Raw genomic sequence first — 19,594 nt, 5'->3', positions numbered from 1 at the left:
GTTAAGTGCCAGTACTAATTAATACTATTTAGTACTGGTTAAGGAGTAGCATTGAGCCGTTGATATAAGATGTCACGGTAGTTTCGACTTAATTTCACACAAGTATTGTCCCGTAAAATGATTTGATAATCACCGCTATCCAAACTGATCAACTCTCTGACATAGGTTAAATTTACAATACAAGAGCGATGAACACGCTGGAACCCCTGATCATGTAAACGAGATTCCATGTTTTTCATCGTTTCCCGTACCAGGTGTGATTTTTGCGGCGTATGCACACTGACATAATCCCCTTCCGCTTCAATCCAATAAATATCATCCGATTCAAGTAAATATACGTGGCCATTGGAGCGAATGACTAAACGCTCATTCTGCTTACCTGCAGATATCGGTTGTGTGGCTGTACTTACCGTACTCAGTCGTTGGGTTTGTGATAATAGCTCGGTAAGTTGTTCACTGCGTTTTGAAATGGAGTTTTTCAAAATTTGCTCACGGGCGTGATTCAAACTCTCTTTAAAGCGCGCATTATCAATAGGTTTAAGCAAATAATCGATGGCATGAGTATTAAAAGCGTCAACCGCATATTCATCATAGGCGGTTAAAAATATCACCGGCGGCATATGTTCAACACCTACCGCGTTCACTACGTCAAAACCGTTCACTTTCGGCATTTTGATATCAAGAAACACTAAGTCTGGTTTTAATGACAGTATGGTCCGAATGGCATCACTACCATTGGCACATTCGCCAATAATGTCAATGTCATTTTCTTGCTCCAGTCTCAGCGCCACCCCTTCCCTGGCCAAGGGTTCATCATCAACAATCAATACCCTTATAGTCATTGCTTTTCCTCTTCAATGTTAATCGCCAGTTTTAACGACACGGTGATGCCGCCAAACTCGTTACTGTTTATTTTAAATTGATGTTGAGTACCGTATAACTGTTGCAGTCTGGATTTAACATTACTCAAACCTATGCCTTGTTTGAAGTTATTATCATTAAGATCACAGCCGGCACCATCGTCGCTTATGATAATAAATAAATATTCATTCTCAATAGCACAAGTAATGGAGAGTTGGCCTTTACCTTCTATCTGTTCGAGCCCATGCTGCATCGCATTTTCGATTAAAGGCTGTAACAACATAGACGGCACGGGAATCGACATGGCGGCATTATCATAATTTTTGACAATGCTGATTTTATCTCCGAACCGAACCTGCTCAATCGCCAGGTACTGTTCTACATGTTGCAGTTCTTTTTGTAACGGGATCCATTGTTGATCTTTTTCATCGAGAGAATTTCGAAAGAAACTACTTAGCAGGTTAATCATGTCGGTGGCTTTATCTTTTTCTGATTTCATCACTAACACGGATATCACGTTTAAGGTATTGAATAAAAAATGCGGGTTAATTTGCATCTTCAGCGTTTGTAATTGTGACTCGATCAGTTGATGGTTTAATTGGCTGGCGATTAGTGCTTTTTGCTGGGCAATTTGAGCAAAATGTTTAATATTCATATAGGTCACCAATATGGTGTAAATTATGGTGTTAAATAAAAACAAATTGTCGCCAAACAGAAAGTGACCTATATGTTGCCAAGGCTGATAGGTTTCCATACCCGGCGCCATATCTTCAAAAAAATGATAGTGAAAACTGATCAGTAGGCCAGCAATTATCGATAACGACAGTAAGAAAAATGCGTGTAACAGCAGTGCTTTCAACCAATTTTTAGGCATCACCGGAAACTGTGTTGCTAACTTTAATGCGACCGGGGTTAATACCACCCAGGGTAACCAGACTCTAATAGTGAAAAATTCCAAATGTGAGAAAAAACTCATTTCGAAATGATGACTGGTGAGCCAGTTTGAAATTTGGGATAACAAGGCATAAAAAGCCAACCCTAGCCAAATTGAGACTAGTAATAAGGCGATATTCTTCATGAAAATTGTTTTTTCTGTTGTTTCTGCCATTCTTTCCATACCAGGTGTTTTACCACTTTGAACTTGTCACAAAGTTAAATCAAAAATTATCGGTGCATAGCTTATCCAATTCTCTTATTGCTTGATAGCACTGAACGGAAAAAACTCAGAAAATAACTCGTTACCTTCATTTTTGGAGTAGTAGGAATTGCGACTTAGATAATTAAACTAAGGCTAAATTAAAGCAAGCAGAAGCAAAAGCGGTTATCGGTGAAAGTTATTAAAACAACGATGAAAGCGAACTAATCTGAGACGAGGGATCCAAATTTTAGCTCCTAAGTTCATTTAAAGTCAGTGTCAGTTTGCTGTCTTATTTGTTTGCCATATAGCGAACCTAAACTACCACTATGAAATTGGAGATAGAGCGTATTATCTCTATTATCCTCAATGTTCACATACCGGAAATAAAGCACTGATAAGTGAGAAACGCAAGGTAAATTGGCTACATTTGGGATTGCTGTTATCTATATAATAAGCGTTTTTTTGAAACGTCATGGTTCGATTAAACTGGATAAGGCGTTAATATTACTTATACTCTGAGCTATAAGTGCAAGAAAACCGTAGATGCCAGGCTTAAAATTCACCATTTAAAAGGTAATAATCAATGACATTATTTATAAAACATAATTTTTTTATATTGTTCATGGTTAGTTTTATTGTTGCTGGATGCTCTTCGGCGCCGCCGATGATTGATCTTAGTCCAGAGGCCGATATCACTTATGATGGCCTACATGAGGTAAAAAACACCTCAGTCAGTAAAGCCTGGGCTAAACCAGGTGCGAGCTTGGCCGGTTATAGTAAAATTCACCTGAAAGGCATTGGTGTTGCCTACCGAGAAGATGTTCAGGACAGGAACCGACGAGTCCATAATTCGGGCAAAGGATACAGTTTAACCGCGAAAAACAAAGCAGACTTTAAACGCGTTATTCGAGAAGCTTTTCTAGGTGAATTGGCCGAAAGTGAGCATTTTACCATAACCGAAGAATCGGGTTTTGATGTGCTACTGGTCAATGTTGGGTTATTGGATGTGGTTTCATATGTACCACCGGAACGGGCTGGCAGAAATTCTATTTACTTAAGAGAAATTGGTGCGGCAACCTTAGTATTAGAATTACGTGACTCTCTCACCGAATCGATTTTCTTACGTGTTGCCGATCGTCGAGCGGCAGAACAAAGTGGTATCATATTTGAGTCGAATAGGGTTACTAATGTTGCTGAAATTAGAAGATTAGGTAAAGCGTGGGGTCGTTTGGTTCGTATGCGACTTGAAGAACGGATGAATCAGACTGAATAATAATATTCAGATGCGTGAGTTCACGAGCCATTAAGTTTATATGAATATATGCCTTATTTATTCCGTCGGCAACTTCCTCATTCAGGAAGAACACATTCAAACTTGAAGCTACGATATGACCTGCTGCCTTGCTTATGCCCACTGAGCAAGTAAAAATCAAGTCTAAAAACATATTTATCCATTTTAGCTGGAAATCTCTTTGATAATCTCACTCGCTAAATTATCAAGGCACTTTCGAAATTCTGCAATGACGAAGTAATCCTTATCTTCTATCCATTTATCTACCGATTCCGTCGCACTTTCATAGTAAAAATACTGAGTGTAATGTTTTTTTTCCAGCTTAGGCTTGCTCCTATCTTTACGGGTTCTTACCCTCACCGTCATCGACAATTTTATTTTTTCCCTTTCCAGAATAATTAGAGAAAAATCCTGTATCTTAAATTCAATTCTTTTAGCCTGTTCATTGTAAGAAACGTTATATTTGCTGCCTGCATGTTTATTCAGCATGCCGACAACTTCAGTGTTCAATTCAATTTTCCGGCGATTTTTTTCAAGTTGCTCAATCAATTTTTTACGCTTGAATTCAGGTAAGCTCGCTAAGTCACCCGCAACATGTCCCCCCACTCCTCCTGCTAAGGATGCAACCGGAACAGTTGCCATAGAACAAATCAAATAAAAAGGACCGCAAGCGGTGGCCCACATCAAACCTGCTCCAGCACCGATGCCTGAGCCAGTCTCAGAGTATTTGTCGGCTATTTGACTGTCAATATCGGTCTTTTGTTGAGAAGAACTAGAGGGTACAAAGACAAAATTTACCTGCCGCCCATGTTCTATCCTCGGTAAGCCATTGGATGTGCAACCTAAAAGGAACAGCGATATAAGAAGTACTTTTCTCATTGGGATATAATTACGGTTCCATTGACACCGCCCCCCATACAAACACAAGGCCAACAACAAAATTCGATTGATGATTTTATTCTTTATAGAATCTCTTTCGCCAATTAACCATAGTTTGTTTGTGCGTTCTGTACTCATAGCCTTTCCTCTTTTGGAAGTGACTTTGCACTTAAGCATTAAAATCTATACTTGAGCGCATTCATTAATTTACTGATTGCGATCTAACGTCTAAAGAGCAACAAATAGGCCATGATTGTATTCTTCTAATGGCTTGATATTTCGCTAGATTTTTCATTCAGAATGAAAATAATAAAAAGCACTCGTAGTACAAAACTGGATGAACCTCATACAATTTTGTACTTTTTATGCAACCTATGGTCACTTCTTTAGAGTTGATTTTATTAGGAACCAATAAAGTTGAGCTATTTGCACCTGGTATTATTTAAATGTCCTCTTGCGTATCAAACTGAAAGTTAGCTTGGGTGATTTCGACTCGCCAATTACCACCACTTTGTGGCAAAAGTGAACACTAAGGTTTTCGTTTATGTATTTACTGATGCAAGATGAAAATTACTTAGCCGCTGTCTTTTAGTGCTATGCTTTCAATAACTGTAACCGGCAAGTGTGGAAACGGTGGCAAAGGACATCACTGATTGCGACCTTTTATGCTTCAATTACCCTAGTATGGATTTTATAATCAATGACGAAGTTTAAGGAATGGTTATTTGGGCCGACAAATATTGCGTCACTGGTGTTCTTCCGGGTGGCATTTGGCTTGATCATGGTAATCGAGGTTGGCCGTTACTTTAGTTTCGGTTGGATTGAAAGTTACTACATAGAGCCTCTATTTCACTTCAAGTATTATGGTTTTAGTTGGGTTCAAGCCTGGCCGGGCGATGGCATGTACTGGCACTTTGCCTTGCTTGGTATCGTCTCTTTGATGATCATGCTGGGGCTTTTCTACCGCTTTGCCACCATCGCATTTGTCGTTCTGTTCAGTTACGTGTTTTTCATCGACCAGACACAATACCTCAATCATTTTTATTTTGTCATCCTGTTAGGCGTATTACTATGTGTTGTGCCCGCCAACAAAGCTTATTCCCTCGATGTACTGCGCAAGCCTGAGATTAAGACTAACTGGATACCCGCCTGGACACTGCTTATTTTTGTCGTCCAGCTTGAAGTGATGTATTTGTTTGCCGGTATTGTTAAGATCAATCCCGATTGGCTCAACCTGCAACCGTTAACCCTTTGGCTTGGCAACCGGACCGACTTTCCACTGATAGGCTACCTGTTTACTGAAACCTGGGTGGTGGCGATTGCTTCCTATGGTGCCATCTTACTGCATATCGTCGGTGCGCCGCTGTTGTTATTCCGCCGGACCCGGCTTTGGGTCTTTCTGCTGTATGCGGTGTTTCATATCATGAACCATTTCCTGTTCAATATCGGGATATTTCCCTGGCTGACCTTGATTGCTACCACGTTGTTCTTCGATCCCAACTGGCCGGTAACCCTTTGGCAGAAGATACAGGCAAAACTGGGGTTGGATCCCGCTGCCGGGCGAGAGTATCAAGTTTCGGCAGCCAACGGCATGCCTTTGCCAACGGCGGCAATGCAAACCGTTATCATGGTCTTTTTCATTAGCTGGCTCACCATACAAATTATGTTTCCACTGCGCCATTTGCTTTATCCCGGCAATAGCAGTTGGACAGAGGAGGGCCACCGGTTTGCCTGGCAAATGAAGCTTCGCGGCAAAACAGGCCAAATCGGATTTGTTATGTTCGACCCGATGTCCCACAAGCGTTGGCAGGTAGTGCCAGAGCACATTCTCACCCGACGGCAAAAACGGAAAATGGCATGCCGGCCCGACATGATCTTGCAGTTTGCCCACCACCTTGCTCAAAACCACGCCGACGATAACGGCGGCAACCGGCCACAGGTGCTGAGCCGAGCCTGGTGTTCCCTCAATGGTCGAAAGTCTCAATTGCTGATCGATCCAAACACGAATTTAGCCGCGGTAGGCCGTGATCTGGCTCCGGCAGCGTGGATAATACCGCTTACAGAACCGTTGAGGTAAACAGCAATGACAAGGCAGTGCGATACTGAAACTAATCTCATTCTGTTTGACGGGGTATGCAAATTCTGCAACAGCTGGGTGCGCTTTATTTGCCGGCGCGATCCTAAAAAACTTTACCGCTTTGCCACCTTGCAATCAAAGACCGGCAAACGGCTTTTGGCTCAATATGCTTTGGCCGAGACACTGGAGTCGGTCATTCTCATTAGCGAAGGGAAGGCTTTTAACAAGTCTTCCGCGGCACTAAAGATCACCCAAAAATTATCCGGCTTATGGCCAGTGTTGTCGGTACTGCGGCTATGCCCGGCCCCGCTGCGCGATCTTGCCTATGACTTTGTTGGTACCAGGCGCTACCGTTGGTTTGGAAAAAATGCACAGTGCCCAGTGCCCGATGCCGATATCCGGGAGCGTTTTCTCGACTGATGCGTAGGTGGTTTAGGGTTCGAGCCATTTTGGTAACAGCAGTTCTATATTTATTTATCCGTGTTACTAAACATGTAACTAAAAAAGCTGAATTTTATAAAACCTTTATCGTTTTCTTTCGGACATAAAAAAACCAGAACACCTTGGTTTTAAAGGTTATTCTGGTCTTTATTGGTTCTTATCGAACCGGTATTTGGTGCGGATAGAGAGACTCGAACTCTCACGCTGTTAAGCACAGCCCCCTCAAGGCTGCGTGTCTACCAATTCCACCATATCCGCTAATTTTTTAGAAGAGCGATGGATTAGTTTGGTACGTCGCTTTCTTTTTTATCTTCGCTTTGTGGTACGTCGGTTGCTGGCGCTACACTTTGTGTTTGCTCTTCACCACCTAAGTTGCTCCACTCTTCAGTTTGCTTAGTGCGTTGCGCAGTAAGGTTACCTAAGAACAAGCTAAGGACGAAAAATAGCGTTGCTAAGATGCCAGTGGTTTTGGTCATGAAGTTACCTGAACCACTTGAACCAAAGATAGTTGCTGATGAACCTGCGCCAAATGAAGCACCCATGTCTGCGCCTTTACCTTGTTGGATTAGAATAAAACCAACTAAAACTAAAGCAACAATTAAAAAAGCAATGATTAAAACTTGATACAACATTCTCTATAGATCCTATACTGCTTGGCAGATTTTCTTAAATTCTTCAATTTTCAAACTCGCACCGCCGATTAAACCACCGTCAATATCAGCTTGAGCAAATAATTCTTCACAATTCTTGGCGTTAACACTACCGCCGTATAACAGCGGTACAGTTTGCGCTACATCAGCATCAAACGATGCCAAATAACCACGAATAAATTCATGGGTTTGCTGAGCAATTTCAGCAGAAGCAGTTTTGCCGGTACCAATAGCCCATACAGGCTCATACGCGACAACTACATCTTTAAATTTTTCGATACCAACTTTAGCAATAACCGGAGCAAGTTGGCTAGTCAGTCTTGACTCTGTCTCACCCGCTTCACGCTCTTCTTCGGTTTCACCGATACAAAGTATTGGCTTTAAACCACTTGCTAAAGCATAAGCAACTTTTTCGGCAACAAGTTCTGAGCTGTCATGAAACATTGCACGACGTTCAGAGTGCCCTAGAATCGCATATTGTACCTGTAAATCCTTCAGCATTAAAGCTGAAATTTCACCGGTATACGCACCTTTTTCATTTTCATTAATATTTTGGGCGCCAGTTGCAATTTTCGAGTTTGTTATCGCCGATTGTACTGCTGCAAGATAAGGTGCAGGAGGACAAATAACAACCTGATGATTATCACTAAAACGTTGCTCATTTAATCCAGATAATATCTCTGTAACTAAATCACTATTACCGTTCATTTTCCAATTGGCGGCAACTATTGTTTGTCTACTCATCTTTCAATACTTATGGTTATTATAACGGCGAGATATTATCGAACTCATAGCTAAGTTACAAGCGATTAAATAACTTAGCCGTTTATTTGATTATTTTACCGTCAATTTATCTATATTTGGGTATTAATGCTCGGCATCAACGGCTTTTACTTGCTCAGCAATGATGTTGGCCAAACGAGTAACCTCTGTTAAATCAGGACCTTCTACCATCACACGAATCAGTGGCTCGGTACCCGATTTACGCAATAACACTCGACCAGTACCGGCAAGCTCTTGTTCAACATCGATAACACTTTGTTTTACTGCATCGTCGTTTATCGGATCGGTTTTGCCACTAAAGCGCACATTCACCAATATTTGCGGTAACATCGTCATGCCCTGACGTAATTGCGTTAATGACTTTCCAGACTGACAAATGGCTTCTAACACATTCAATGCGGCAATGGTGCCATCACCGGTTGAAGTACAGTTTAAGTTAATCACATGCCCGGAATTTTCCGCGCCAAGTTTCCAGCCTTTTGCTTTTAATTGCTCCATGACATAACGATCGCCAACTTTGGCCCGGCTAAAATCAATGTCTAAATCTTTTAATGCCAGCTCAAGACCCATATTACTCATTAACGTGCCAACCACCCCGCCTTTAAGCTTATTGTGCTGCTGAGCATTTTTAGCAACGATGAAAATAATTTCATCACCATCAACCACATCGCCATTTTGGTCAACCATCATTAATCGGTCGCCATCACCGTCCAGGGCAATACCTAAATCGGCTTGCTGTTCTAATACCAGCTTGGCAATGTTGGTCATCGAGGTCGCGCCACAATCATCATTGATGTTGGTGCCATTAGGCGCACAGGCAAATTCAATGACTTCAGCGCCAAGCTCACGGAATACGCTTGGGGCAATGTGATAGGTTGCGCCATGAGCACAGTCGACCACAATTTTTAAGCCATTTAATGAATACTCTGAGGGGAAGTTGCTTTTACAAAATTCGATATAACGACCGGCGGCATCGTCGATGCGCACCGCTTTACCTAACTTGGCCGAATGCACACAGTCCATTTCTTCATCGAGCATTGCTTCAATCGCCTGCTCGACTTCATCGGGTAATTTTTCACCGGTCGTTGAAAAGAACTTGATGCCATTATCATAAAACGGATTGTGCGACGCACTGATCACTATGCCCGCCTCCGCTCGGAATGTTTTGGTTAAATATGCCACGGCAGGCGTTGGCATTGGCCCCATTAAACCGATATCGATACCGGCGGCAGAAAACCCGGCTTCAAGAGCCGATTCAAGCATATAACCGGAAATACGGGTATCTTTACCAATCAATACTTTTTTGGTGCCACGGGTAGCAAGCACCTTGCCTGCGGCCCAGCCTAGTTTCATCACAAACTCTGGTGAAATAGGCGCTTTACCAACCAAACCACGAATACCATCGGTACCAAAATATTTTCTCGTCGACACGTAACATTACTCCCTGCGTGTATATTTCTGTAAAGCCATTTTAATCAATTGTTTTTAAATAGCTGTTTTTATTTGATTCTTTATTCTAAATCGCTTGCTGCGCTAATGTCGCACTTAATACTTTAATGGCATCAACGGTTTCTTTAACATCATGCACTCGTATGATTTTAGCACCATTAATACAAGCAAGCACTGCGGCAGATAAACTGCCGGCTAAACGTTGCTCTACTGGTGCATCAAGCAGATTGCCAATCATCGATTTTCTAGAGATGCCGGCAAGTATTGGGGTGCCAAGCGCTAACAGTTGTTGCTGATTGGCCAACAACTGATAGTTTTGTTCTAACGTTTTACCAAAACCATAACCTGGGTCGATGATGATACGGTTTTTATCAATACCGGCCTGCTGACACACTTGAATGCGCTGTTTAAAGAAGGTTTCTACATCGTCAACAACATTGTTGTATTGTGGCTTTGTTTGCATCGTCCTTGGCATGCCCTGCATGTGCATTAAACACACCGGTAAATCTGAATTGGCGACTACCTCAACACAACCTTCATTTTGCAACGCTCTGACATCATTGATTAAGCCTGCGCCGCTATCGATTGCTGCCTGCATCACTTCGGCTTTGCTGGTATCAATAGAAATCACTACCTCAAAGCGTTGCTTGATCGCTTTAATCACCGGGATAACTCTGGCCAACTCTTCCTGTAACTCAACATCTTTAGCACCAGGGCGAGTGGATTCACCACCGACATCAATAATGCTGGCGCCTGCAGCTATCATCATTTCTACCTGATTTAAGGCATTATCAATTTGGTTAAAGTTGCCACCATCGGAAAAAGAATCAGGGGTAACGTTTAAAATCCCCATAATATTGGGAGTTGATAGGTCGAGTACTTTAGAGCCAAATTGCATGATATTTGAAGGTTTGTTCATTAAAACTGTTGATTTATTGCGGTATTATAAAGAAGCTTGTCACTAAAATATAGAAGAAGATACTTTCACCATAACAATTGTGATTAAGTTATCTAAAGTCTAGGTCATAATGAATAAGACTTTAGATAACTCAGCGGTTTACTCGCCATACCAAATTGGCGAAGTATAAGCTCGCTCTTGATGTTTCATCGGGATGCCATCTGGCATTTTCATACCATAGAATTTCTGATCATGAGCTTGCCATGTCGGGGTTGGTATTTCCAATACTCTCACGTAATAAACGGCAGATAGTGCGGAGTTAAAATCGGGGTCTGTCCATACCGCTCTTAATTCAGAGTCACCAATTGAATTTGAATATGTGGCTTCATCAATATTAACCGTGTCACCTACTGGTGTTTTACAACGGCCATCGGCGCCAATTTTACGACCGTCTGATACTGCAACATCATAAATTCGCTCTTGCCGTTCACCGTTACTATCCACCCAGCCTTTCACTATTTGTACTCTGTCTAAGTTAGCTGCATTTGGGTCTTTCATCGCGGCAACCATAAACACAGGCGCTTTGTTCGCAGCCGTTGGTTTCGCTAAATCCCCGCCCATAGGAACGCCCTTTTGATAACCAATGTCAGCCATTTGTGCTTGGTAAACATCATCAATTTGATAATCCCAACCGCCGAAGAAACGCACGGTGATGCGCGTACCTGTGGTTGCATACGTTTCTTTGTTTGCCATGGCATCATAAAGATCTGCGCGGGTATTTTCACGTGCCCACACCGCTGCTAAACCCGATGATATGGTATCCGATTCATAGGTTGATAACTCTTCCACTGTACCCAATATTTTATGTTTATAACGATCGGCGGCAGCTTCACCTCTGGGGGTTTTGCCCCAGTAATTATCTTCACGAGTTGATACCAATGAGGTATGTGCATCGGTACTGCCGATAAACCCTACTTTAAACGGGTTTACCCCTAGCTTATCTTCTTGTTGTAAACCTATTTGTAAGGCTGTACGAGCATACTCATAAGGCAGCATTTCCGGTTTCTTTGGATGAAGCCCGGCAATATCCGCCAGATCCCAGGTACCGTAATCGGCAAATTCATCGTTTGGCGAAATAAGCGGATGCGCTTCGCCATCGCCTTTAATTTGCGTTACCTCATAGATAGGCTCCCATTGCATACGACGCTCTGCATAGGCTTTATCAATGGGCTCACCATTTAAGCGTTCTGTGGCAAACATAATGCCATTGGACAAATTGCCATTATGTGCAATCGCTAACACATTTCCGCCGGTTTTCTTTTCATAGCCTTCCATATAGGTCCATAAATCTTCAGGATCGTAGGAATTAAAAGCAGAATAAGGCATTACTTGTTTGGTTTTATCGCCGTCATCTTTAAAAATAACAACGCGATGTAAATTACTGGGTACTTGCGCGGTGTTTATTGACGTCCATTCAAACCCAATAAAGGCGGTGAACCGACCTGGATCATTATATTTTTCGGCATAATCCACTGAACTTGCCCAGACACTCTTGCCCATAACCGGGTTATTGATCAGATCGATGTTTTTCGACATGCCTTCTTTGATCCAAAGTAAAAAGGCATCATGGCCTTTGCCTGCTTTCACCAGGTCATGCAATTTTTTGCCATATTTGGTTTTTAACAGTTCAGGGTCAGAATTGGCAATTAAAGGCGATAAGCCTAAATTTTCAGCATGATCAGAAATCACTAAAAAATCTAGTGGCCGAATTAAGCGAGCGCGTTGGCCACTACTGGTAGTTATTTCATGGCCTAAAGCAAACCGATAAGCGACTTCTGGACCTAAGGTATTGCCCACCATGCCAGCATCGGCCGAATACGACGTATGTAAATGGGTATCCCCCCAAAATACCTGGCTGGCATTGTCTCCAACCACAAACGGCGAATAAACCTTATCCTCTTCTGCGTGTGCAGTTTGGCCAAGTAAACCAGTGCTAACCGTAGCGACAAAAGCCAATATAGTACCGTGTTTATTCATCATCCAATCCCTGCCTTTTTTATAAAAACATTAACAATTTAATCAATAAATATAGTAAAGATATTCAATTTCATCCTTGGTATTAAAAAAAAAAGTCCCAAACCTTGCGGTCTGGGACTTTTTATCTAAATGGTTAATAACTAATTACTAACTATTAATTAAGAACTAACTTGTTGATTCATCAGCAGGCTTAGTAACATCAGGTTTAGGCGCTGAAGTGTTTGCTGGTGGTGTACCAGACGAGCCTTCATCACCGTAACCTTTTGGTGCACGTACCGTGGTACGGGCCATCAAGTCATCAATTTGCCATTGATCGATAGTCTCATAAGTCATTAGCGCATCTTTCATTGAATGCAAGATATCCATATTGGTTTTTAAGATATCTTCGGCACGCTTATAATTGCGTTCAATAAAGGTACGAACTTCATCATCAATTTCTTTGGCGGTGTCATCCGACATATGTTTATGCTGGGCGGCACTTCTACCTAAGAATACTTCGCCTTCTTCTTCGGCGTAAAGCATAGGGCCCATTTTTTCTGACAAGCCCCATTGGGTTACCATTTTACGGGCAATTTCAGTAGCACGTTCAATATCGTTTGACGCACCGGTAGACACTCGCTCACTGCCGTAGATGACTTCTTCCGCAATACGGCCTCCGTATAAAGATGAGATCATACTTTCAAGATGCAATTTAGAATGACTTACTCTGTCTTTTTCAGGCAAGTACATAGTAACACCCAGCGCACGACCACGAGGAATGATACTGACTTTATAAACCGGATCATGTTCTGGCACTAGTCGACCAACAATCGCATGGCCGGCTTCATGGTATGCCGTCATTTCTTTTTCTTCTTCGCTCATCACCATAGAGCGACGTTCGGCACCCATCATGATTTTATCTTTGGCTTTATCAAATTCCACCATAGAGACTACGCGACGAGAAGTACGGGCCGCAAATAATGCCGCTTCGTTAACTAAGTTAGCAAGATCAGCACCTGAGAAGCCTGGCGTACCGCGGGCAATTACTGCCGCATCTACATCATCCCCTAGAGGGACTTTGCGCATATGCACTTTTAAAATTTGTTCGCGACCACGAATATCTGGTAAACCAACGGTTACCTGACGGTCAAAACGACCAGGACGAAGTAACGCCGGATCTAATACGTCTGGACGGTTAGTGGCAGCAATAACAATTACGCCTTCATTACCTTCAAAACCATCCATTTCAACCAGCATTTGGTTCAATGTTTGTTCACGCTCATCATGACCACCACCTAAACCGGCACCACGTTGGCGACCTACGGCATCGATTTCATCAATAAAAATGATACATGGCGCTGATTTTTTCGCTTGTTCAAACATGTCACGGACCCGTGATGCACCAACACCGACGAACATTTCAACAAAATCGGAACCCGAAATGGCAAAAAATGGTACTTTGGCTTCGCCGGCAATGGCTTTTGCCAATAAGGTTTTACCAGTACCGGGTTGGCCAACCATTAAAATACCTGATGGGATACGACCACCCAATTTTTGGAATTTTGACGGGTCACGCAAATAATCAACCAATTCGGCCACTTCTTCTTTGGCTTCATCACAACCGGCAACATCGGCAAAGGTAGTTTTAATTTGGTCATCCGATAACAAACGCGCCTTGCTTTTACCAAAGCTCATTGCGCCCTTACCGCCACCGCCTTGCATTTGGCGCATGAAGAATATCCAAATACCAATAAGCAGTAACATCGGGAACCAGTTAACAAAGATGCTGGCTAACAGGCTCGGCTCTTCTGGTGGCACACCTTCAACTTTTACGTTGTTGGCAATTAAATCGCTTAGTAAATCTTTATCATAAGCAGTAGGTATTAACGTGGTAAATGTTTGACCATTGCTCTTGGTACCGTTAATGACACCATTGGATTCGATTCTGACTTCACTAATTTGCCCTTGATGGATTTCATTAATAAATTTGGTGTAATCGACTTTCGCATCCGCCGTATTACCTGGGGTAAAACTTTGGAATACCGACATTAAAACAATGGCTATCACTAACCATAAAATAAGATTTTTTACCATATCACTCAACTTGAGGACCTCTTGTTAAAATAATTCTGCGATGATTTATAATGCATGTTTTACAACATAATTATAATGACCGTTATTATAAAGATTTTATTACCTAACTCTACTACAGTTTGTAACCCGTCGCCACTATATACACCTCTCTAGATCGTGCTCGAGATGACTCTGGCTTGCGGGTTCTGACCACATTGAAACATGCTTTTACATCTTTCATGTATTGTTCAAACCCTGCGCCCTGAAAAACTTTGACGACAAAGCTACCATTTTTCTTCAACACTTGATGACACATGTCTAACGCGAGTTCGACTAAATACATGTTTTTTGCCTGATCGGTTGTTTCATTACCACTAAAATTTTGCGCCATATCCGACATTACTACATCGACGTTGCGACCATCAATTTTGCTTAACAAGGCATCTAGTACCGCATCTTCACGAAAATCCCCTTGTAAAAAGGCAACGCCGGGCAACGACTCCATCGGTAAAATGTCACAGGCAATAACCTGGCCACTATCCCCTAACACCTTTACGGCGTATTCAGACCAGCCACCAGGGGCGGCACCCAAATCGACAACATTCATGCCTTTTTTAATGAGCTTGTCTTTATTGTTAATTTCTTCAATTTTAAATACCGCACGCGAGCGTAAACCTAGCTTTTGCGCTTTTTTAACATATTCATCGTCGAAGTGCTCTTTCATCCAACGCTGTGAGCTAACGGTTCTGGATTTATTCGGTTTAGACATAAAATAACTGAGATAAATTAGTAATAATGACAAGATGGCGTTAAAATGTAGGTAATTCAAGTCACTTAACCGAAATTTTTTAAATGAATCTATCTAAAAAGCAAATACAGCACCTAAAAGGTGTCGCGCACTCGTTAAAACCAGTGGTAATGTTAGGTAATAATGGTCTTACCGAGGCCGTTGTTGCAGAAATTGATTATGCCCTTGGTCATCACGAATTAATTAAAGTAAAAATTCCTACCGACGACAAAGAAGTGAAACAGCTTATTGTTGATGCGATTGTTCGAGAAACTAACTCAATTAAAGTGCAAACCATAGGTAAAACGTTAGTTATTTTCCGTCAATCAGACGACAAGAAAATTACCATTCCAAAAATTTAACTACTGGCTACTGGCAAATAGCAACTAGCAACTAGCAGTCCGCGTGAACTAAAAGTCACTATTAATTTCACACCATTGTCGCTGAAGTCAAACATGCTGCCCGTAGCTCGTTGCTTTTTTTAGCCCGCAGCTAGATTATAAATACAAAAAAACCTGCAATTGCAGGTTTTTTTAGTTTTTAATCGTTTCGATTTATTTATGTTCAACCGAGATGATTTCGTATTCAACCACGCCACCAGGCGTTTTTACTTCCACTTCTGAGTCCACGGTTTTACCAATTAAGCCTCTGGCGATTGGTGAATTAACGCTGATGCGGTTATTTTTAATATCCGCTTCATCGTCACCAACAATTTGGTAAGTCACTTCCACGTCAGTATCAATGTTAAGCAGCGTTACCGTAACACCAAAAATCACTTTGTGAGTATTTGGAATCTTAGTGACATCAATAACCTGGGCGTTACCTAACTTGCCTTCGATATCTTGAATACGGCCTTCACAAAACCCTTGCTCTTCACGAGCGGCATGATATTCCGCGTTTTCTTTCAAATCGCCGTGCTCACGTGCTTCGGCAATGGATGCGACAATTTCTGGACGTTTGGTTTGCTTTAAATACACTAACTCTTCACGTAACGCATCGGCGCCTTGAACAGTCATCGGATACTGACTCATTATTGACACCTTTTATGTAATTCTTGGATAGACGTTACGGTTGTTCTGTCATCGGCAGAATGCGCCATACAAGCCGCAAATCCTGCATTTAGTGTCGTGGTGTAGTTCGCTTTGTAACGTAATGCCGCGCCACGAATTTGTTTAGAATCTTCAATCGCTTTGCGACCTTCGGTGGTGTTAATAATGTAACTGTACTCACCATTTTTAATTCTATCGACAATGTGTGGACGACCTTCGTGAACTTTGTTTACCAAACGTACTGGCAAGTCTGCTTCGCCTAAAATCACCGCAGTGCCGTGCGTGGCATCAACCTTAAAGCCTAAGTCAATTAATTGACGGGCTAATTCGACCACACGTTCTTTATCAGAGTTACGTACCGAGATTAACGCACGACCGGTTTTCGGCAATGACACGCCGGCACCTAAGTTCGCTTTAGCATAAGCTTCTTCAAAAGTGTCACCGGTACCCATCACTTCGCCGGTTGAGCGCATTTCAGGGCCAATTAATGGGTCAGAGCCGTGGAACTTGTTAAATGGAATTACCACTTCTTTCACTGAGAAATAATCAGGAATAACTTCTGTGGTGATGCCCTGCTCTTTCAATGACGTACCAGCCATTACACGTGCCGCAACTTTCGCTAGTGGCACACTGGTCGCTTTTGACACAAAGGGTACCGTACGAGCAGCACGCGGGTTCACTTCGATTAAGTAAACTTCACCACCTTTTACGGCCATTTGGGTATTCATTAAGCCAACAACACCTAATTCGAACGCAAGTTTGGTTACTTGGTCACGCATTACGTCTTGAACTTCCTGGCTTAAACTATAACAAGGTAGTGAACAGGCTGAATCACCAGAGTGAACACCAGCTTGCTCGATGTGCTGCATAATACCGCCAACAACTACGTCGGTGCCGTCACAAATCACATCAATGTCGACTTCGATGGCATCGTCCAGGAATAAATCGAGAAGTACCGGTGAATCGTTCGATACACTTACCGCTTCGGTCATGTAACGACGTAAATCGTCTAAGTCGTAAACAATTTCCATTGCTCGGCCACCGAGTACATACGATGGACGTACGACTAATGGGAAGCCAATGGCTTCTGCTTTCGCCATCGCTTCTTCTAATGACGTTACCGTTGCGTTTTCTGGCTGCAATAACCCTAAACGGTCAACCGCTTGTTGGAAACGCTCTCTGTCTTCGGCTCTGTCGATTGCATCTGGTGAGGTACCAATAATAGGTACGCCAGCGGCTTCTAACGCACGGGCTAATTTAAGTGGTGTTTGACCACCGTATTGGACGATAACGCCTTTAGGTTTTTCAACTCTTACAATTTCTAATACGTCTTCAAACGTTACTGGTTCAAAGTATAATCTATCAGACGTGTCGTAATCGGTAGAAACCGTTTCTGGGTTACAGTTAACCATGATGGTTTCATAACCGTCTTCGCGTAAAGCCAGGGCAGCGTGAACACAACAGTAATCAAATTCAATACCTTGACCGATACGGTTAGGTCCGCCACCAATGATCATGATCTTGTCATTATCCGTTGGGTTGGCTTCACACTCTTCGTCATACGTTGAGTACATGTAAGCGGTGTCAGAGCTAAACTCTGCCGCACAGGTATCCACACGTTTGTATACCGGGAAGATTTCAGCGTTGTGGCGTTTCTTACGAATTTCAGACTCGCTCACCCCAATCACATCGGCAAGACGTTGATCAGAGAAACCTTTACGTTTCAACTGGCGCAGGTACTCTGGCGTTAAACATGATAAACCACCGGCAGAGACGTTTTGTTCTTGCTTGATGATGTCTTCAATTTGTATCAGGAACCAGCGGTCAATTTTGGTTAAGCGGAAGATATCATCAACCGTTAAGCCTAAACGGAAACCGTCGGCTACGTACCAGATACGGTCGCAGCCAGCTTCTTGCAACTCGTGCATGATTTTGGTTTTTGCGCCCGGCTTAGTAACATCAACAATAGAGTCGAAGCCGTTCATGCCAACTTCCAGGCCACGTAATGCTTTTTGTAATGATTCTTGTTGGTTACGGCCAATCGCCATTACTTCACCAACCGACTTCATTTGCGTGGTTAAACGGTCTTCGGCGCCGGCAAATTTCTCGAAGTTAAAACGAGGAATTTTTGTCACAACGTAATCGATAGTCGGTTCGAACGAAGCTGGCGTTGCGCCACCAGTGATATCGTTTGATAATTCATCAAGGGTATAACCAACCGCTAACTTGGCGGCGATTTTTGCAATCGGGAAACCGGTTGCTTTTGACGCCAATGCTGATGAGCGTGAAACACGCGGGTTCATCTCAATGATCACCATACGGCCAGTATCTGGACAAATACCAAACTGTACGTTTGAGCCACCCGTTTCTACGCCAATTTCACGCAATACCGCAACTGAGGCGTTACGCATGATTTGGTATTCTTTATCGGTTAATGTTTGCGCCGGAGCAACGGTGATTGAATCACCGGTGTGAATGCCCATCGGGTCAAAGTTTTCAATCGAACAGATGATGATACAGTTGTCGTTTTTGTCACGAACCACTTCCATCTCGTATTCTTTCCAACCGATTAATGATTCATCGATCAATAATTCGCTGGTTGGTGATAAATCTAAACCACGAGTACAGATGGTTTCAAATTCTTCACGGTTATAAGCGATACCGCCACCGGTGCCACCCATGGTAAAAGATGGGCGAATGATACATGGGAAACCTAAGAATTCAGAAGCGGCAATTGCTTCATCCATGCTGTGTACAATTTTGGCACGTGGCGTGTCTAAACCAATGCTCTTCATTGCCACATCGAAACGGCTACGGTCTTCGGCTTTATCGATAGCGTCGGCGGTTGCGCCAATCATTTCTACGTTAAATTCGGCCAGTACACCTTTGGCTTCAAGCTCAAGTGCACAGTTTAGTGCCGTTTGGCCACCCATGGTGGGTAATACCGCATCCGGGCGTTCTTTTTCAATGATGTTGCGCACCACTTCCCAGTGGATTGGCTCGATGTAAGTGGCATCGGCCATTTCCGGATCGGTCATGATGGTCGCAGGGTTAGAGTTCACTAAGATTACTCGGTAACCTTCTTCGCGCAGCGCTTTACACGCTTGTGCACCTGAATAGTCAAACTCACAGGCCTGGCCAATCACAATTGGTCCGGCACCTAATATAAGAATACTTTTTATGTCAGTACGTTTTGGCATTA

16 protein-coding genes and 1 tRNA gene are annotated in these 19,594 nt (G+C 42.7%); 4 read left to right on the top strand and 13 right to left on the bottom strand.

Annotated features, from left to right (window positions below):
* Positions 1 to 38 precede the first annotated feature (38 nt).
* On the bottom strand, positions 39 to 842 hold the full coding sequence (locus ND16A_RS07650; RefSeq protein ID WP_033077927.1) for a LytR/AlgR family response regulator transcription factor: 804 nt from the start codon (positions 840 to 842) through the stop codon (positions 39 to 41).
* Entirely contained in the window at positions 839 to 1,969 is a 1,131-nt protein-coding gene (locus tag ND16A_RS20280; protein WP_052073123.1) for a sensor histidine kinase, read from the bottom strand. Before ND16A_RS20280 ends, ND16A_RS07650 begins: the two co-directional genes overlap by 4 nt.
* Before the next feature lie 613 nt (positions 1,970 to 2,582).
* On the opposite strand from ND16A_RS20280, the gene ND16A_RS07655 reads away from it, so the two are divergent.
* Entirely contained in the window at positions 2,583 to 3,272 is a 690-nt protein-coding gene (locus tag ND16A_RS07655) for a DUF3313 family protein (protein ID WP_033077926.1), read from the top strand.
* Between the two features lie 183 nt (positions 3,273 to 3,455).
* Here ND16A_RS07655 and ND16A_RS07660 read toward each other — a convergent pair whose 3' ends face one another.
* A complete protein-coding gene (locus ND16A_RS07660; protein WP_033077925.1) occupies positions 3,456 to 4,307 on the bottom strand; it encodes a hypothetical protein in 852 nt (283 codons plus the stop codon).
* Positions 4,308 to 4,869: 562 nt separating this feature from the next.
* Between ND16A_RS07660 and ND16A_RS07665 the strand changes: the two genes are divergently transcribed.
* Positions 4,870 to 6,246, top strand: coding sequence for an HTTM domain-containing protein (locus ND16A_RS07665; RefSeq protein ID WP_052073122.1), 1,377 nt, complete (start codon positions 4,870 to 4,872; stop codon positions 6,244 to 6,246).
* A gap of 6 nt (positions 6,247 to 6,252) precedes the next feature.
* Positions 6,253 to 6,666, top strand: coding sequence for a thiol-disulfide oxidoreductase DCC family protein (locus tag ND16A_RS07670; protein WP_033077924.1), 414 nt, complete (start codon positions 6,253 to 6,255; stop codon positions 6,664 to 6,666).
* Positions 6,667 to 6,860: 194 nt separating this feature from the next.
* On the opposite strand, the gene ND16A_RS07675 is transcribed toward ND16A_RS07670, so the two are convergent.
* The 8 genes from ND16A_RS07675 to rlmE form a co-directional block, all read right to left on the bottom strand.
* A tRNA-Leu gene (locus tag ND16A_RS07675) sits at positions 6,861 to 6,945 on the bottom strand.
* Between the two features lie 23 nt (positions 6,946 to 6,968).
* Positions 6,969 to 7,316 (bottom strand): preprotein translocase subunit SecG, encoded by a 348-nt coding sequence (secG, locus tag ND16A_RS07680; protein ID WP_033077968.1) that lies wholly within the window; start codon positions 7,314 to 7,316, stop codon positions 6,969 to 6,971.
* Between the two features lie 15 nt (positions 7,317 to 7,331).
* The gene (gene tpiA / locus ND16A_RS07685; protein ID WP_033077923.1) at positions 7,332 to 8,081 is read right to left on the bottom strand and encodes a triose-phosphate isomerase; all 750 of its coding nucleotides are present in this window, start codon (positions 8,079 to 8,081) and stop codon (positions 7,332 to 7,334) included.
* Between the two features lie 123 nt (positions 8,082 to 8,204).
* Entirely contained in the window at positions 8,205 to 9,551 is a 1,347-nt protein-coding gene (gene glmM / locus ND16A_RS07690) for a phosphoglucosamine mutase (RefSeq protein WP_033077922.1), read from the bottom strand.
* Positions 9,552 to 9,636: 85 nt separating this feature from the next.
* On the bottom strand, positions 9,637 to 10,488 hold the full coding sequence (gene folP / locus ND16A_RS07695; protein ID WP_235282125.1) for a dihydropteroate synthase: 852 nt from the start codon (positions 10,486 to 10,488) through the stop codon (positions 9,637 to 9,639).
* Positions 10,489 to 10,626: 138 nt separating this feature from the next.
* The gene (locus ND16A_RS07700; RefSeq protein WP_033077921.1) at positions 10,627 to 12,507 is read right to left on the bottom strand and encodes a DUF3604 domain-containing protein; all 1,881 of its coding nucleotides are present in this window, start codon (positions 12,505 to 12,507) and stop codon (positions 10,627 to 10,629) included.
* Positions 12,508 to 12,669: 162 nt separating this feature from the next.
* Positions 12,670 to 14,586 (bottom strand): ATP-dependent zinc metalloprotease FtsH, encoded by a 1,917-nt coding sequence (gene ftsH / locus ND16A_RS07705; protein ID WP_033077920.1) that lies wholly within the window; start codon positions 14,584 to 14,586, stop codon positions 12,670 to 12,672.
* 103 nt (positions 14,587 to 14,689) lie between these two features.
* A complete protein-coding gene (gene rlmE, locus ND16A_RS07710) occupies positions 14,690 to 15,325 on the bottom strand; it encodes a 23S rRNA (uridine(2552)-2'-O)-methyltransferase RlmE (RefSeq protein ID WP_033077919.1) in 636 nt (211 codons plus the stop codon).
* An 83-nt stretch (positions 15,326 to 15,408) separates the two neighbouring features.
* Here rlmE and yhbY point away from each other — a divergent pair, with 83 nt between their 5' ends.
* Positions 15,409 to 15,705, top strand: a complete 297-nt coding sequence (gene yhbY / locus ND16A_RS07715) for a ribosome assembly RNA-binding protein YhbY (RefSeq protein WP_033077918.1) — start codon at positions 15,409 to 15,411, stop codon at positions 15,703 to 15,705.
* Between the two features lie 192 nt (positions 15,706 to 15,897).
* On the opposite strand, the gene greA is transcribed toward yhbY, so the two are convergent.
* Both greA and carB read right to left on the bottom strand, forming a co-directional pair.
* The gene (gene greA, locus ND16A_RS07720; RefSeq protein ID WP_033077917.1) at positions 15,898 to 16,374 is read right to left on the bottom strand and encodes a transcription elongation factor GreA; all 477 of its coding nucleotides are present in this window, start codon (positions 16,372 to 16,374) and stop codon (positions 15,898 to 15,900) included.
* Positions 16,374 to 19,592, bottom strand: a complete 3,219-nt coding sequence (gene carB, locus ND16A_RS07725; RefSeq protein ID WP_033077916.1) for a carbamoyl-phosphate synthase large subunit — start codon at positions 19,590 to 19,592, stop codon at positions 16,374 to 16,376. Before carB ends, greA begins: the two co-directional genes overlap by 1 nt.
* Positions 19,593 to 19,594 lie beyond the last annotated feature (2 nt).

Origin of the sequence: Thalassotalea sp. ND16A, assembly GCF_000764205.1 — a bacterium.
Lineage (GTDB): Bacteria > Pseudomonadota > Gammaproteobacteria > Enterobacterales > Alteromonadaceae > Thalassotalea_A.
Note: the sequence above shows the minus strand (reverse complement) of the source record. Positions and strands in the feature narration are given on the sequence as shown.

What these genes read in the sequence shown, in the direction of transcription:
- ND16A_RS07650 (WP_033077927.1), bottom strand. Translation starts at nt 842, where the DNA reads ATGACTATAAGGGTATTGATTGTTGATGATGAACCCTTGGCCAGGGAA.
- ND16A_RS20280 (WP_052073123.1), bottom strand. Translation starts at nt 1,969, where the DNA reads ATGGCAGAAACAACAGAAAAAACAATTTTCATGAAGAATATCGCCTTA.
- ND16A_RS07655 (WP_033077926.1), top strand. Translation starts at nt 2,583, where the DNA reads ATGACATTATTTATAAAACATAATTTTTTTATATTGTTCATGGTTAGT.
- ND16A_RS07660 (WP_033077925.1), bottom strand. Translation starts at nt 4,307, where the DNA reads ATGAGTACAGAACGCACAAACAAACTATGGTTAATTGGCGAAAGAGAT.
- ND16A_RS07665 (WP_052073122.1), top strand. Translation starts at nt 4,870, where the DNA reads ATGACGAAGTTTAAGGAATGGTTATTTGGGCCGACAAATATTGCGTCA.
- ND16A_RS07670 (WP_033077924.1), top strand. Translation starts at nt 6,253, where the DNA reads ATGACAAGGCAGTGCGATACTGAAACTAATCTCATTCTGTTTGACGGG.
- tpiA (WP_033077923.1), bottom strand. Translation starts at nt 8,081, where the DNA reads ATGAGTAGACAAACAATAGTTGCCGCCAATTGGAAAATGAACGGTAAT.
- folP (WP_235282125.1), bottom strand. Translation starts at nt 10,488, where the DNA reads ATGAACAAACCTTCAAATATCATGCAATTTGGCTCTAAAGTACTCGAC.
- ND16A_RS07700 (WP_033077921.1), bottom strand. Translation starts at nt 12,507, where the DNA reads ATGATGAATAAACACGGTACTATATTGGCTTTTGTCGCTACGGTTAGC.
- rlmE (WP_033077919.1), bottom strand. Translation starts at nt 15,325, where the DNA reads ATGTCTAAACCGAATAAATCCAGAACCGTTAGCTCACAGCGTTGGATG.
- yhbY (WP_033077918.1), top strand. Translation starts at nt 15,409, where the DNA reads ATGAATCTATCTAAAAAGCAAATACAGCACCTAAAAGGTGTCGCGCAC.
- greA (WP_033077917.1), bottom strand. Translation starts at nt 16,374, where the DNA reads ATGAGTCAGTATCCGATGACTGTTCAAGGCGCCGATGCGTTACGTGAA.
- carB (WP_033077916.1), bottom strand. Translation starts at nt 19,592, where the DNA reads ATGCCAAAACGTACTGACATAAAAAGTATTCTTATATTAGGTGCCGGA.